Annotated in this window: 12 protein-coding genes; 6 read left to right on the top strand and 6 right to left on the bottom strand. The window is 66.2% G+C overall.

All coding sequences use genetic code 11. From position 1 onward, the window contains the following. From V7Q48_RS04435 to V7Q48_RS04425, 3 genes are all read left to right on the top strand, one after another. Positions 1–1566: TolC family protein (locus V7Q48_RS04435; RefSeq protein ID WP_333836508.1), on the top strand; the 1566-nt coding region annotated here is incomplete at its 5' end. A gap of 546 nt (positions 1567–2112) precedes the next feature. After that, complete coding sequence (locus V7Q48_RS04430; RefSeq protein ID WP_333836507.1) at positions 2113–2982, top strand: hypothetical protein; 870 nt, start codon at positions 2113–2115, stop codon at positions 2980–2982. A gap of 350 nt (positions 2983–3332) precedes the next feature. After that, positions 3333–3719 (top strand): hypothetical protein, encoded by a 387-nt coding sequence (locus tag V7Q48_RS04425; RefSeq protein WP_333836506.1) that lies wholly within the window; start codon positions 3333–3335, stop codon positions 3717–3719. Positions 3720–4115: 396 nt separating this feature from the next. Here V7Q48_RS04425 and V7Q48_RS04420 read toward each other — a convergent pair whose 3' ends face one another. After that, positions 4116–5009 carry a LysR family transcriptional regulator gene (locus tag V7Q48_RS04420; RefSeq protein ID WP_333836505.1) on the bottom strand — a complete coding sequence of 298 codons (894 nt, stop codon included), beginning with the start codon at positions 5007–5009 and terminating at the stop codon, positions 4116–4118. Between the two features lie 97 nt (positions 5010–5106). On the opposite strand from V7Q48_RS04420, the gene V7Q48_RS04415 reads away from it, so the two are divergent. Continuing rightward, complete coding sequence (locus V7Q48_RS04415; RefSeq protein ID WP_333836503.1) at positions 5107–6522, top strand: aldehyde dehydrogenase family protein; 1416 nt, start codon at positions 5107–5109, stop codon at positions 6520–6522. Between the two features lie 8 nt (positions 6523–6530). On the opposite strand, the gene V7Q48_RS04410 is transcribed toward V7Q48_RS04415, so the two are convergent. Together V7Q48_RS04410 and V7Q48_RS04405 are read right to left on the bottom strand one after the other, a co-directional pair. Continuing rightward, positions 6531–7253 (bottom strand): response regulator transcription factor, encoded by a 723-nt coding sequence (locus V7Q48_RS04410; protein WP_333836502.1) that lies wholly within the window; start codon positions 7251–7253, stop codon positions 6531–6533. Further along, positions 7250–8824 (bottom strand): sensor histidine kinase, encoded by a 1575-nt coding sequence (locus tag V7Q48_RS04405; RefSeq protein WP_333836501.1) that lies wholly within the window; start codon positions 8822–8824, stop codon positions 7250–7252. Before V7Q48_RS04405 ends, V7Q48_RS04410 begins: the two co-directional genes overlap by 4 nt. A 291-nt stretch (positions 8825–9115) precedes the next feature. On the opposite strand from V7Q48_RS04405, the gene V7Q48_RS04400 reads away from it, so the two are divergent. Continuing rightward, on the top strand, positions 9116–10957 hold the full coding sequence (locus tag V7Q48_RS04400) for a potassium transporter Kup (RefSeq protein ID WP_333836517.1): 1842 nt from the start codon (positions 9116–9118) through the stop codon (positions 10955–10957). Positions 10958–11129: 172 nt separating this feature from the next. Here V7Q48_RS04400 and V7Q48_RS04395 read toward each other — a convergent pair whose 3' ends face one another. Further along, entirely contained in the window at positions 11130–12410 is a 1281-nt protein-coding gene (locus V7Q48_RS04395) for a DUF5677 domain-containing protein (RefSeq protein WP_333836499.1), read from the bottom strand. A 115-nt stretch (positions 12411–12525) separates the two neighbouring features. Here V7Q48_RS04395 and V7Q48_RS04390 point away from each other — a divergent pair, with 115 nt between their 5' ends. Further along, complete coding sequence (locus V7Q48_RS04390) at positions 12526–13305, top strand: hypothetical protein (protein ID WP_333836498.1); 780 nt, start codon at positions 12526–12528, stop codon at positions 13303–13305. Between the two features lie 115 nt (positions 13306–13420). Here V7Q48_RS04390 and V7Q48_RS04385 read toward each other — a convergent pair whose 3' ends face one another. Then, positions 13421–14044 carry an ATP-binding cassette domain-containing protein gene (locus V7Q48_RS04385; protein WP_333836497.1) on the bottom strand — a complete coding sequence of 208 codons (624 nt, stop codon included), beginning with the start codon at positions 14042–14044 and terminating at the stop codon, positions 13421–13423. Further along, on the bottom strand, positions 14034–14729 hold the full coding sequence (gene modB / locus V7Q48_RS04380) for a molybdate ABC transporter permease subunit (protein ID WP_333836496.1): 696 nt from the start codon (positions 14727–14729) through the stop codon (positions 14034–14036). The genes V7Q48_RS04385 and modB overlap by 11 nt, the downstream gene beginning before the upstream one ends.

The raw sequence follows: 14729 nt of genomic DNA, 5'->3' as shown, positions 1-14729 counted from the left end.
AGGACCGCCATGCTTTTCAACGCCTTGCAGACGACCCTCGCCTTCGCGCCCGAGGTACCCGACGACGCCCCCGCCGAGGTGCGCGAAGCCTTCCGCACCGGCGCACCGGTGACCTCGCTCGATCAGGCGCTCACCCTCGCCTACTGGACGTCGCCGGCCGTGCTGGCACAACGCGACACCGCGCGCAGTGCCGCGTGGGGCGTGGCACAGGCGCGGTCGGCCTATGGCCCGCACCTCGACTACGCGCTGACTTATGGATGGACGCGTGACCGGTTCGAGCTGAGCAAGGGCATCTTCATCGCGCGCGAGGGCTGGAGCTCGACCGCGACTGCGGTGCTGACCCAGCCGCTGTTCACCTTCGGCCGACAGTTCGCCTCGGAACGCGGGGCCTCGGCGCAGGCCGCCTACCAACGCGCCGTGGCCCGCTCGGCCAGCCAGCAGGCGCTGTACGACGCGATCGACGCCTATGTCAGCCTGCGCCGCAACCGCGCCGCGGTCGAAATCGCAAGCGACAACCTCGCAGCCCTGACGCGCGAACTGGTCGACAGCCGCGCGCGGCTCAAGGTCCGCGAGGTCACGGCAACCGATCTGCAGCAGGTGGAGACGCGCGTCGAACTGGGCCGCGTCCAGGTCCTCGCCGCGCAACGCGACGCCGGCACGGGAGAGGCGACGTTCCTGCGCATGGTCGGCGTCCGCCCCGGCACTCTGGCCGAGCCCGCCCCGTTGCAGTTGCCGGTGGCGTCGCTGGAAGAAGCCTATGCCTATGCCGAGGTCCACAGCCCGCTGATCGAGGCCGCGCAGCAACGCGAACGCGCCTCGCGCGCCGTGGTCGAAGGCGCACGCGCGGAACGGCGCCCCCGGGTCGACCTGCAGGGCAGCGCCGCGTTGCTTCCCTACGTCCAGGGGTTTTCAAGCTATTCGGACCACTTGCGGCAAACCGAATTCAAAGGCGTCGTGACGCTCAGCGGCCCGCTGTTCGACAGCGGCGAGCGCATGGCCCGCATCCGCGCGGCCGAGGCTGCCAACGACGCGGACTGGCGGCTGCTCGATGCCACGCTGCGCGAGAACCGCGCCGCGCTGGCAGCGGCCTGGAACGACTGGCAGGCGCAGAGCCAGGCGCTGACCAACCTCGCCAGCGCTGTCATCGCCGCGCAGAAAGCCTACGACGGCGCCGTCCTGCAGGAACGCGCAGGCCTCTTCACCACGCTCGATGTGCTCCAACTCGCCCGCGAACTGCTGCAGTCGCGCAGCACCTACAACCAGGGCATCGCCGGCGCCTATCTGGCGAAAGCGCAGGTGCTGGCGGCGATGGGCGCCCTCGATCCCGCCTGGCTGCTACCGGCCAGCGCCGTGCGCGAAACGGCAGAAGACCACATGGCGCGCGAGGCGCGGCGCATTTCCACCAAGGGCGACGTCCCGCTGGTCACCGACGCCCTGCGCGCCCTCGACGGCATCGCCGAGGGCCGCGCCGCACCGCGCCCCTTGCGCGATCCCGCAGGCCAAAGCCGCACACCGCCCGCCGCCATCGGTGTCCCGCCTTTGCCAGCCGCAGACGCAACGCCCTGAACCGAATGCTGCCCATACCTGCGATGGAGGAAGACGCCATCCAGATCGTGGCGCGCGAATGCTGCCGTCGCAACTCCGTCATTCGCGCGAAAGCGGGATCCATCGTCCGACGGGCGAGACCGAGTGCTTCCCGGCGTTTGAGCCAGCCCCGAAAGAACTCCTTCCGCCGCAGTACTCCGACATGCATGGAATAGGCAAAAATCAGACAGGATGGCATTTGCAAAAAGTGTCGAATAACTGCCGTTAAGAAGGCCTTGGCTAGAGGCACCTTGCGACCAAAGCCAGTCATTGAGATCCGCCATCGTGAATGTCCGATCTTGAGCGAAGCTGCCGATGGACGCCTACGAAATGGGCCGGCAGAAGGTCGCTCATAGGCGACAGATACCGCCAACATGCCCGAGGTGTACCCTCTGCCGAGCTCGCACTTGTGCAGGCTTGGACCGACGCGCTCGTCGCCAGGGTGCAACTATTTGCTGCTCTAGGGGCCGGCTGGGATCGCCAGGCGACAGAAGTGCGCGGGACCACGCAGAGGTAACAGGGAATACCATGATAAAAGCGACTGGGAAGGCAAGGAAAACTCGGGTTGTTGTGGATATTGACGGACAGCGACGAGAGCTCTTTGCCGTCGAGGAGAGGAAAAACGGCGATGTCATGCTATATGTGAAGTGGTCACGTCAGATGTCGACCGCGGACGGCGCTGATCACGAGGACCTGACGGAGCAGCGTTTTTCAATTCACGTAAGTCCAAAGTCTGCGGGTCATACGATCAAGCAGACCGTCAAGTCCTCAAAGGCCACCACCACGACCTCCGCGCTCGTTCTGCCCAACGAGGTCAGGCGCAAAACGCAAGGCGGGATATATTCTGACAAGGAGAGATTTTTCTGTTGGCCCGTTTACATGGAAAGGCCCCCTAGACTGGACTCTGGTCGATACGACTGTAAGCCCAAGCCGGCCGACCAGATACTAAGCCTGGGCGTGATGAAACCAACCCTCTCCAACGTCGTCTACATGGTTGTAGTGACCTATCCGAATGTTTCTACGATCGAAGAAGTCAGGGGTAGGACGCTGGTGCAAACCATCGGCTTCGAGAAATTCAACGTCCACATTGTATATGGCTTCTCTCTGGCACCGTCGGTGCCCTTCGGTCACTTCTTGACTTTCACGACTGGTCCGCAACTCGACGAAGGACAATCGCCTCCAAGCAGAAGACGGCCTCACCGTAGCTACGGGATGCGGGCGATCGAAGGAGAATTTTATAGAGGCTTCGGAATCCTGAGGGATCGCTATCGTACGCAAATGGAGCAGGGCGATCCGGAGGCTCAAAAAGAGCAACTGGACTTTTTCTGGACCCTTTCCGCGATCTGTGTGGCATCGCCTCCCCGAAGCGGCGCCGACATCCTTCCGCTAGTCGATTGATACAATGAAGAGATAGCAAGCTTGAAAAAGTTGAAATCATCGCCTTTGGCAGTCGTGGAGCATGACTTACCGGATTGGCTCAAGCTGGAATTCGATAAGAACAGGGTAGTAGTTCAACAGTATGAGTAGTCCCTGCGTGACGTAATGATGTGCGCCTGACAGCCATTGGCCTGCTGCCTAGTAGTTAAGACTGGCCATTTTCTAGCTTAAACTCTAATGCCGATGGCACGTTAACCTTTGGGGCCCATATGAATCCGCCTGATCCTAGCAATTCAACCGGTGCAGCGACGTATTGCTGCGAGCTCAAGCGGGCGGGGTGGGAGCAGATCGGTGAAGGGGCTGGCGGCCGCGTGTTCCACCGCACTTCTGATCAAGAGGTTATCAAAGTGTCAGACGGAGATAACTGTTATCTTGCGTTCGCCGAATACGCAATGGCTAACCCCCAGAATTGTCTGCCCAAACTCAATGTCGTGCATCGATCGGATCAGTGGGCCGTCACCCACATTGAGCACTTGATACCGCTAGATGCCGCAAACGCCACTAAGTTAAAGCATTGGTGGAGAGAAATTATTACTGCATGGAGGACGAGTAGCCCGCTGCCATGCCCCAAGGATTGGTCACAGGTAGCTAATGATCTGCGCCAGATCGCCATAGACAGAGGATGCTCGTTCGACATGAAGGAGGTCAATGCGATGCAGCGGGGCTACACGGTCGTTTTCACCGATCCGTTGAATTGAGTTTGGCCCGTTAACTCGGTCTGCTGCCCTCTTGTGGATCAAACGATCATTCCACGAGGAAAATGACAAAGCAATGCAGCGCAAAGGCTCGCTATCCCGTGCTCCTGTTTTCGTGTCTTGATGGCACCAAATCGGACATTCGCAGATCGGCCAAGCCTGCTCATTCAGATCTTGATATCCGCAACTCCGTGAAGGGCCAGTTTTATCCAAAACCGGGCAATCATGGTTGGACGCGGAACGACAGGTTTGTCCCAGACCACGTCATTCCGGGCGTCATCCAAAGAGACAAACAAACAGCAGTCCTCTAGCTGCGTAAACACGACGCTGGCCGACCGGGCAACCGACGCAACCTCCCCCTCAAACACAACCTCGTCGCCCAAATCGCATCTCTTATCCTCACCCGGCATCCTGCTCGCGAATCAGGTCGACCAGCGCGCGCAGGTTGAGAGGCAGGTGTCGCCGGCCCGGATAATAGAGCGACAAGCCGGGAAACGGCGGCGTCCATTCGTCGAGCACCTGGACGAGGCTGCCATCGGCCAGCGCCGGCGCCGCGCCGCGCTGCTCGACATAGGCAAAGCCCAGGCCTTCGCGTGCCGCCATGGTCAGCAACTCGCCGCTGTCGAGGATGACGTGGCCCGGCACCTCGAGCGTCAGCGCGGTCCCGCGCCGCTCGAACTCCCAGCGATAGATCCGCCCACCGCCCAGGCGATGCTGGATGCAGGTGTGGGCGAGGAGGTCGTGCGGCACGTGCGGCACCGGGCGCCCCTCGAGGTAACCCGGCGATGCCACCACGATCATGCGCAACTGCCGGATGATCGGCACGGCGATCATGTCGGGCGGCACCGCTTCGTGCAGCCGCACTCCGGCGTCGAAGCCTGCGGCGATGACATCGACCAGCGCGTCGTCGGTCACGACTTCGAGGCTGACCCGCGGATAGCGCCGGGCATATTCGGCCAGGAGGGGCTGCAGGATCATCCGCGCCGCGCCCGCCGCCATGTTGAGGCGCAGGCGTCCGGCCGGTTCGCTGGCGCGTGATCCCATCGCCGCCAGCGCGGCGTCGATCGTCTCCAGCGCAGGGCCTATCTCGGCCACGAGATCGGCGCCCGCCTCGGTCAGCGAGACACTGCGCGTGGTGCGGTTGAACAGGCGAACCGCCAGCCGCTCCTCCAGCGCCGCGACCGCATGGCTCAGCGCCGAGGACGAGACGCCCAAGGTCCGCGCGGCGGCACGGAAGCCGCCGTGCCGCGCCACCGCCAGCACGCCTTCCAGCTCTGCCAATGTCGCCTTCATTGTTCGATTTCACTCATCAGACCATCCTGGAATGACGAGCTTATCAGATCAGCAGGCGCGGTCCATCTCGTGACGCATCGCCAAGCTAGGAGCCATCATGCGCCACATCACCGAAAACTACATCGCCGGGGCGTTTCGCCCGGTGTCAGGCACGGCCACCGCGCCGCTTTTCGATCCAGCCACCGCCACCCAGATCGGCACCGTGCGGTTGTCCGATGCCGCCGACGTCGACGCCGCCGTGGCCGCAGCCTCCTCGGCGCTGCCAGCGCTGGCCGCCATGTCCCCCGCCGGGCGCGCGGACATGCTGCGCCAGCTCGGCGCGGCATTTTCCGGGCATACCGACCGCCTCGCCGACGCCATGCGCGCGGAATATGGCGCCCCGGCCCCGTTCGTCGCATTCAGCGCGGCCCATGCCGGATCGGCCTTCGCGCAGATGGCGGACGAGGTCGAGGCCTATCCCTGGCGCCAGCGGATCGGCGATGCCGAGGTGGAGATGCGCGCGGCCGGCGTGACGGCGGCGATCACGCCGTGGAATGCCAATTACGGCTTCATCTGCTCGAAGCTGGCCACCTCGATCGCAGCGGGCGCGCCGATGGTCGTCAAGCCGTCCGAACTGAGCGCGATCCAGACCCAGGTGCTGGTCGAGGCGCTGCACGAGGCAGGCCTGCCGGCTGGGGTGCTCAACGTGATCCAGGGTGACGGCCCCGGCGCCGGCGCCCGGCTGGCTGCCCATCCCGGCATCGCCCGGATCACCTTTACCGGCTCCACCGCCAGCGGCCGCGCCGTGCTCCATGCCGCGGCCGACACGATCAAGCGCGTCACGCTGGAATTGGGCGGCAAAGGCGCGCAAGTCGTGCTCGACGATGCAGACCTCGACCGCGCGGCCCGGCAAGTGCTGGTCAACGGCTTCATCAACAGCGGGCAGGCCTGCATTGCCGGCACCCGCGTGCTGGTGCCGGCATCGCGCAAGGCCGCGTTCGAGGCGCGGCTGGTCGCGGCGCTGGCGGACTGGCCGGTCGGCCCGGCACACGACGATCGCGCCCGTATCGGCCCGATGGTCAGCGAAAAGCAATGGAGCCGCGTCCAGTCCTATATCCGCCTGGGGCAGAGCGAAGGCGCGCGCCTGCTGGCGGGCGGCGAAGGACGCCCCGAGGGGCTCGAACGCGGCTGGTTCGTGCGGCCCACGCTGTTCGCCGATGCCAACAACGCCATGCGCATCGCCCGCGAGGAGATCTTTGGCCCGGTCCTCTGCCTCATTCCCTACGACGGCGACGCAAACGCGGTGCGGATCGCCAACGACACCACGTACGGCTTGCAGAACTACGTGATCGGCACGGACCGCAATCGTGCGCGCGCCGTCGCCGCGCAGCTCGAAAGCGGCCGGGTGATGATCAACGACGCGGTGCACGAACCACGCGCGCCCTTCGGCGGGTTCAAGCAATCGGGGCTGGGTCGCGAGTTCGGACGCTTCGGGCTCGACACCTTTCTCGAGCCGCGCACGATTCTGGGCTGAGCGGCCGGTTAGTCCCGCGCCAGGTCGAGGCGATAGCCGATCCCCGGTTCGTTGCGCAGCGCGGAGCGGCCGGGGCCACGGTCGCCCTCCAGCTTGCGCCGAATGCCACGCGCGGCGACGCGCAGGTATTCGACGTCGCCTTCGTGCCCCGGCCCCCACACGGTGCGCAGCAGCTGGGCGTGGGTGATGACGCGGCCGGGTTGCTGCGCCAATTCGGCCAGCAGCGCGTATTCCTTGGGCGCCAGATGGACCTCGTGCCCCGCCTTGCGGACCTGTCGCGCGGCGAGGTCGACCTCGACATCGCCGAAGCGGACGAGGCTGGCCGCCGCCGCGCGCTCCGCGTCGCCGAGCCCACCCGCCAGCCGGGCGCGGTGGCGCAAGGCGGTGCGCACCCGCGCCAGCACTTCCTCGGGATCGAACGGCTTGGTCACGTAGTCGTCCGCCCCGAGATCAAGCGCGGCGACCTTCTCCGCGGTGGCATCGCGCGCGGACAGCACCACGACCGCCAGCCCGGCGCCGATCAGCTGCGGCAGGATGTCCAGCCCGTCGCGGTCGGGCAGGCCGAGATCGAGCAGCGCCAGCGCCGGGGCCTCGGCCGCGCGCACCGCCAGCGCCTCGGCCGCGCCGCCCGCCTCGCTCACGCGGTAGCCGGCCCCCTCCAGCGTATGGCGTAGCAAGGCGCGGATCGCCGGATCGTCGTCCACCACCAGGACCGCCGCACCCGTGTTCATGCGCTCACCCCACGCAACGGCACCGCGCGCACCAGGCCGGCGGGAAAGCGCAGCACGAACCGCGCGCCGCCGCCCTGGCGCTCGCCCGCCTCCACCGCGACACCCATGGCATCGGCAAAGCCCTTGACGATGGCCAGCCCCAGCCCGGTGCCGCCGGTGCGGTCGGTCCCCTCGATCCGTGCGAACAGCCCGAAAATGCGCTCGCGCTCGTCAGCGGGCACACCCGGCCCCTGGTCGCACACCGCCAGTTCGACGCCGCCATCGGCCAGCGCCAGCCCCTCGATCGCGATTGTGCCGTCCGGCCCGCCGTGGCGATCGGCATTGTCGATCAGGTTGATGAGGCAATGGTGCAGCAGGCGCGGGTCGGCCATGACCAGCGGCAGGTCGTCGGCCACGGCCAGCGCGACGCGGCCGCGCAGCAGGCCGGGCGCGAAATGGTCGAGTGCCGCGTCGCAGGCTTCGGCAAGGTCCACCGCCTCGGCCGCGCGCTCGATCGCGCCGGTCTCGATCCGCACCATGTCGATCAGGTTGGCGACGAAGCGGTCCAGCCGCTCGGCCTCGGCGCGTGCGCTCGACAGCGCGGTGGCCTGGTCCGCGCTCAGCGGCTGGAGCGCGCGCAGCGTGCCCAGCACGGTGGTCAGCGGCGTGCGCAGGTCATGCCCGATCGAGGACAGCAGCGCGCTGCGCAGCCGCTCGCGTTCCTGCACGCGGTCGAGCGCATGGGCCTGCTCTTCGAGCACCATGCGCGACAGCGCCAGCCCGGTCTGCGCCAGCAGGCTTTCCAGAAGCGGCAGTTGCGGGCCGTGCAGCGGCATCGCGGCCTCGGGATGGCCAACACCGACCACCGCCAGCGGCCCGCCGCGCCCCGGCACCGGCACGAACAGCCATTCGGACGCGGTGGGCACCTGTCCGCCCGGCCCCGTCGCGCGCCCGCCGTCGAAGCACCACTGCGCCGCCGCCATCTCGAGCAGGTCGGCACGCTCCTGTGCAGGCTCGGCCGCCACCAGCGCCAGCGCCCCGCCCTCATCCGGCGCCAGCACCAGCACGCGCACGTCGAACACGCGCGCGATCTCGCTGGCCAGGAACGCCCAGAGCGCCTCCGCCCGCGTCACCGCCATCAGCGAGCCAGCGAACCCGGCAAGCAGCGCATCGCGCCCCGCCCGCGCTTCGGCCAAGCGCGCCTGCTCGTGCAGCCGCTTCGCCATGTGGCTGCCCCCCAGCGCGACACCCAGCAGCACGACCAGCGTGATCAGTTGCGCCGGATCGGCCACCAGCAGCGTGAAACGTGGCGGAATAAAGAAGTAGGTATAGACGAGCGAGGACAGCAGCCCGGCGCCCAGCCCCGGCCGCAGCCCCAGCCGGATCGCCGCGAACATCACCGGCCCGAGATAGAGCAGCGCGATCGGCGCGACATCGCCGCGCTCGGCCAGCGCCAGCCCTGCCAGCGTGGCGAGGGCGAGCAGCGCCAGCGTGGCGATCAAGCCCGATACCAGCCCGCCGCGCAGCGCATCGGCCTGTCCGGCCTGCTCTGCGGACGGCAGCGTCGGGCGCGGGGGCGGAGCGGGCGTCATTCCCGGCGGGATGCCAAGCACGGAGCGGGCTGTCGAGCGCAAACCGCGCCTTCCGCCTAACCTGCCCAAACCACAATGCCCGTTCGGCCCGCCTGCAACCCGATCGCCGTAAAGAACGTATAAATTCCGTCGCATCCCGACGTGCTTCCGACATAGGCCGCCAGCATGACCACGAGCCTTCCCGAATTCGCCGCCGGCAGCGAGACGCCTGCCGCCGCGCCCCCCGCCGATACGCCTGCCCCGTCTTCCGAACATGAGGCCCATCCCGATGCCCACCACGAGGGCAAGCTCATGCCGCTCGCCGTCGGCGCGATCGGCGTGGTGTTCGGCGACATCGGCACCTCGCCGCTCTATTCGCTGCGCGAGAGCTTCATCGGCCATCACCGGCTGGCGGTGGACCCCGACCATATCTTCGGCGTGCTCTCGCTGATCTTCTGGACGATGACGCTGATCGTCACGATCAAGTACGTCTTCGTCATCCTGCGCGCCGACAACAAGGGCGAAGGCGGCAGCCTCGCGCTGCTCGCGCTGATCGGCCGCCAGCTCAAGCCCGGCCGCTGGACCGCCTTCACCGTCATGCTCGGCATCGTCGCCACCGCGCTGTTCTATGGCGATGCGATCATCACGCCCGCGGTCTCGGTGCTTTCGGCGGTCGAGGGGCTGACCGTGGTGCAGCCCGCCTTTGCCGAGTTGGTCCTGCCGATCTCGATCGCCATCCTCATCGGCCTCTTCGCGATCCAGTCGCGCGGCACCGCAGCGGTGGGCAAGCTGTTCGGGCCGGTCATGCTGGTCTATTTCGCGGTCATCGCGCTGCTCGGCATCAACGGCATCGCCCACGCGCCCGAAATCCTGCTCGCGGTCAACCCGCTCTACGCGGTCAAGTTCTTCGCGCTCGACCCGCTGCTCGCCTTCCTCGCGCTCGGCTCGGTCGTGCTCGCGGTCACCGGGGCCGAGGCGCTCTATGCCGACATGGGCCACTTCGGCCGCCGCGCGATCATGGTCGCGTGGCTGTGGGTGGCGTTCCCCTGCCTGCTCATCAACTATGCCGGACAGTCCGCGCTGCTGCTGCGCAACCCGGCGCTGGTCGAGAACCCGTTCTTCCTCATGGCGCCCGACTGGGCGCGTCTGCCGCTGGTGATCCTGGCGACGCTAGCCACGATCATCGCCAGCCAGGCGGTGATCTCGGGCGCGTTCTCGGTCTCGCAACAGGCGGTGCAGCTGGGCTTCCTGCCGCGCATCCGCATCCTCCACACCAGCGCCAGCGCGGCGGGGCAGATCTATGCGCCGGTCGTCAACTGGATCCTGCTGGCCATGGTCATCCTGCTCGTGCTCGCCTTCCGCACCTCGAGCAACCTGGCCTCGGCCTATGGCATTGCCGTCACCGGCACGATGTTCATCACCGCCTGCATGCTCGGCGTGCTGACCTTCGCGGTGTGGAAGTGGCATCCGCTGGTCGCCGGGCTGGTCACGGGCACCTTCCTGGTGATCGACGGCGCCTACTTCGCCTCGAACGCCACCAAGATCCCCGACGGCGGCTGGTTCCCGCTGCTCGTCGCGCTGGTCACTTTCACCGCGCTGACCACCTGGGCGACCGGCCGCCGCATCCTGCGCGACCGCCTGGCCGAAGACGCCATGCCGTTCGACCTGTTCCTCGGCTCGGTCTGCGAGCGCGTGCGCCGGGTCAAGGGCACGGCGGTGTTCCTTGCCTCCACCGCCGACGGCATTCCGCCCGCGCTGCTGCACAACCTCAAGCACAACCACATCCTGCACGAGCGCGTGGTGATCCTCACCGTGCGCACCGCCGGCGTCCCCCACGTGCCCGCGCACAAGCGCCACGAGATCACCGACCTCGGCCACGGCTTCTACCGCATGATCATCCACATCGGCTTCATGGACGAACAGGACGTCCCCGCCGCCCTCGCCGCCGAGACCCGCGCCGGCGGCCCGTTCAAGCCGATGGAGACCAGCTACTTCCTCGCCCGCCAGACCCTCATCGCCTCCAAGCGCCCGGGCATGGCGATCTGGCGCGAGAAGCTGTTCGCCTGGATGGTGCGCAACTCGGAAAGCCCGATGCAGTTCTTCCGCCTGCCGACGAACCGGGTGATCGAACTGGGGAGCCAGTTGGAGATTTGAGGGGTACGGATTGGACGGGGGCCGTGGGAGGCAGCTTTTGGCCAGACCCGGTCTCTCAGATGAGGTATCGCGAATATCAGCTTCTAATAGAAGCCGATGTAGCGCCATCACCAGCCCGCGAACAGCGAAGAAGGATTCGACCACGACGATAATCTAATTTGCTGTATCTCGATCATTGGGCTCCCTGATCGTTCACTGCCCTTCCCTCCTCGGCAGCCGGCTCGGCTTCGCCCGTGGCGCGCGTCTTGAAAAGGATGCGCCGCCCTTTGACGTCGACGCGCATGAGAAATTCGGCCGCGATCATCCTTTCGAAGGCGGCAAGCGTCGTCGGCGCCCCGTCGACGCTGACATCCCAATAATAGGGATCGAAGCTTTCAAACTGTAGCCCCCCCATTTCTGACGTTACGCCTTCGAATACGGTTTCGCCGCTCGGGCGGTGCACATAAACGACGGCGATTTCGTCGATGGCCAAGCGCGTATAGGTGATGCGAATGTACTCACTAACGTCGACCGATGCGGATTCGCCGATCGTCAGGTCGGCGCCTGCCTCAGCATCGCCGTCGTCCGTTTCGGCTTCGGTCTCGCCGCCCATTCGTTCGGCCTGGTGCATCGCGACATAGGCCGGGTTCTGCTCGAGCCCATCAAAAAGGGCATGCATCTCTTCGCGCGACGCAACGATCAGAGTGGCGGCGAGGGTCAGACAGAGTGACGAATAACCCTCCTCTGCGGAGCTCGGCAGGCCGCGTCCGCGTTCGGGATTGTCGCCGCTGAGGCGGTAGAAGGACATTGGCAGCGCGTGAACATGAGTTGAAAAGAGGATGTAGAGCATGCGGAAAGTCTCGACTTCCATCCCGGCCTTTTCCATCAACGTTTCGAGCGGGAAGAGATAGGCGGTCTGACCGTGCAGCAGCTTCTTGTGCTGCTTAGGATCGAGCGCCTGAAAAAATGAATTGGTGCGCAGCCGCTCGCGGAGTTCCTCGGCTTGCACCTCTAACTCGACGACTTGCTGATCATTCTTCTGCGCTGTGAACAGCCGGATACGCGAGACACAGTCGTGAAGATTGAAGAGATTCCACCGGCAATACCACTCGTCCTGCGAACAGGGATCGGCGCAAAGATAATGGAAGGCGGCTCGCAATTCGATCATCGTGCGGACCACGCCGGTCATCGAGGCATAGTCCCAATGCTCGATCTTCTTCGCAGCCCAAGGCGAATAGGGCGCGAGATTAAGCAGGCTCACGCCGCGCGTGATTAGCGCGACGAATAGCACCGAGGCGTAGAAATGGCGGCCTTCGGGCGCTTCGATCCCAGCATAGCGCCGCGACACGAAGATGCATTCGCGCACGACATTGTCGAGCATATCGAGGCTTTTCAGATAGTCTTTCGCGGGTTCCGGCCCCCATGCGCCGCCGTCGACTACAGCCTGGAGATCGAACTCGTCATTCTCGTTCACGCATTTTCCTTCGCCGATCTGTCTGTTCCGCCCGCTGGCGGGCTAAGATTTGGAGTCCGCGCCGCGCGCGGCTAAAGAATAGATATCCGTCCATCGACTATCACCGGAGGTCCGATTGCCCAAGACAGATGAGGACGGAGTCGAATGGCTGAGCGAGGACGAACTGGCACAGATGAAGAGTTGTGCCGATGAAAAGACGTTCGATGCTTTCGTCGAGAGCGTCGGCGGGTACCGCATCGACTCGCTCCATCCGAACCCCGACGTCCTGAACGCCGATTATGTTTTTCCCGCCGACAAGGTCATCATCGAGATGAAGACGCTCGAGACCGCAATCCACAACAGCGATCAATTCCAAGCGAAGATGCAGGTGGTGCATCGCCAAATCTACGCAAAATACAAGAAGAGCCCCGTATCGCTCGACCCCAAAGTTTCGTTTCGATATCTGATGGCCTTTATTGAACTTTTCCGCGCACCGCTGGCGCGGGTCGTTAAAAAGGCGAACCGCCAGATTAAATCGACCAAGGAGAATCTGGGCTACGCCGACTACCGAGGCATCCTACTTCTGATCAACGACAACCTGCGGGAGCTGCCACCGCGCCTTATGCTGGGGACGCTGGGGCGCATCCTCAACGGCTCGTACTCGTCGGTGCGTGCGATGATTTACCTCACCAACCATTACATCCTCATCCCCGGCGACGAATTTGGGCGCATTCTCTGGGCGCCGCTCTACGCCGATGCCGAAGGCGACGGCCTCGTCGACTTCGTCAACCGGCTCGGGGCGCAATGGTTCGACTATTGCGAGAGGATCGGCCAGCCGAGCGACGACCGCCAAGCCGGACCTGACATTTCCATCGAGGGCAGCTGCGCAGCCGGGGCGCAGTTTCCGATCGCATGAACTCCTCACAGAGGGTCAGTCCTGAGGTCCAGCGTGCTAGGCAGCTTTTGTCAAAAGGTGTCGTCCGACATGTCGCGCGCGAACGACAGCACCGTCCCAATCCCAACCACCCCCCTCACCCCAACTCCACCACGACATCCGCCAGCCGCGCCACGTCCGCCTGCTGGTGCGAGACCATCAGCACCGGCAGCGCGAAGGTGTCGCGGATGCGTGCGATGAGGCCGATCACCGCGTCGCGGCGGGCGGGGTCGAGGGCGGTGAGGGGTTCGTCCATCAGCAGGAAGCGCGGGCCGGAGAGCAATGCGCGGCCGATGGCGACGCGCTGGGCCTCGCCGCCCGAGAGGCTGCGCGGGCGGCGGGCGAGGAGCGGGGCTATGCCGAGGAAGTCCGCCATCTCGTCCAGCGTGAAGCGGCGGCGCTCGGGCGGGGCGTGGCGCCAGCCGAACAGCAGGTTGTCGCGCACGGTCAGGTGGGGGAACAGCCGCAGGTCCTGGAAGACGTAGCCCGCCGCGCGCGCCTCGGGCGCGAGGTCGATGCCGCGGGCGCGGTCGAACAGGGTGACGCCGCCCACCGCGATGCGCCCGCGCTCGGGGCGCAGCAGGCCGGCGATGGCGTCGAGCGTGCTGGTCTTGCCCTGCCCCGACGGCCCGACCAGCGCGGTGACGCCGCCGCTGCTGGCAAAGTGCGCGGCGATGTCGCGCCCGCCCCGGCGCAGGGTGATGTCGCACTCAAAGGACATGCGCGCGCGTGCCTCCGTGCCGGCGGGCGAGCAGTTCGGAGGCGACGAGCGCCAGCAGCGACAGCGCCACCGCGATCAGCGCGAGCCGCCAGACCGTGGCGTCGCCGCCCGGCACCTGCAGCGCGGCATAGATCGCCAGCGGCAGGGTCTGCGTCTCGCCGGGGATGTTGGACACGAAGGTGATCGTCGCGCCGAACTCGCCCAGCGAGCGCGCGAAGCCGAGCACCGCGCCGGCGACGATGCCGGGCAGCGAGAGCGGCAGGGTGATCCGCCGGAACGTGCTCCATCGCCCGGCGCCGAGCGTGCGCGCCGCCGCCTCGAGCCGGGGGTCGACCGCCTCGAGCGAGAGACGGATCGCGCGGACCATCAGCGGCAGCGCCATGACCCCGGCGGCCAGCGCCGCGCCGGTCCAGCGGAACAGCAGCGAGACTCCGAACAGGCGCTCGAGCCAGCCGCCGACCGGCCCCGACGGCCCGAAGGCGATCAGCAGCATCCAGCCGATCACCACCGGCGGCAGCACCAGCGGCAGGTGGACTAGTGCGTCGAGCAGCACCCGCCCGCGAAACCGCCCGCGCGCCAAGGCCAGCGCCAGCACGAACGCGACCGGCAGCGTGCCCGCGATCGCCACCGCGCTGACCTTGGCCGAGAGGGCGACGACGCCCCATTCCCCTGCGCTCAACAGCAT

Source organism: Novosphingobium sp., assembly GCF_036803765.1.
Classification (GTDB): Bacteria; Pseudomonadota; Alphaproteobacteria; order Sphingomonadales; family Sphingomonadaceae; genus Novosphingobium.
Note: the sequence above shows the minus strand (reverse complement) of the source record. Positions and strands in the feature narration are given on the sequence as shown.

What these genes read in the sequence shown, in the direction of transcription:
- V7Q48_RS04430 (WP_333836507.1), top strand. Translation starts at nt 2,113, where the DNA reads ATGATAAAAGCGACTGGGAAGGCAAGGAAAACTCGGGTTGTTGTGGAT.
- V7Q48_RS04420 (WP_333836505.1), bottom strand. Translation starts at nt 5,009, where the DNA reads ATGAAGGCGACATTGGCAGAGCTGGAAGGCGTGCTGGCGGTGGCGCGG.
- V7Q48_RS04415 (WP_333836503.1), top strand. Translation starts at nt 5,107, where the DNA reads ATGCGCCACATCACCGAAAACTACATCGCCGGGGCGTTTCGCCCGGTG.
- V7Q48_RS04410 (WP_333836502.1), bottom strand. Translation starts at nt 7,253, where the DNA reads ATGAACACGGGTGCGGCGGTCCTGGTGGTGGACGACGATCCGGCGATC.
- V7Q48_RS04405 (WP_333836501.1), bottom strand. Translation starts at nt 8,824, where the DNA reads ATGACGCCCGCTCCGCCCCCGCGCCCGACGCTGCCGTCCGCAGAGCAG.
- V7Q48_RS04400 (WP_333836517.1), top strand. Translation starts at nt 9,116, where the DNA reads ATGCCGCTCGCCGTCGGCGCGATCGGCGTGGTGTTCGGCGACATCGGC.
- V7Q48_RS04385 (WP_333836497.1), bottom strand. Translation starts at nt 14,044, where the DNA reads ATGTCCTTTGAGTGCGACATCACCCTGCGCCGGGGCGGGCGCGACATC.
- modB (WP_333836496.1), bottom strand. Translation starts at nt 14,729, where the DNA reads ATGCTGTTGAGCGCAGGGGAATGGGGCGTCGTCGCCCTCTCGGCCAAG.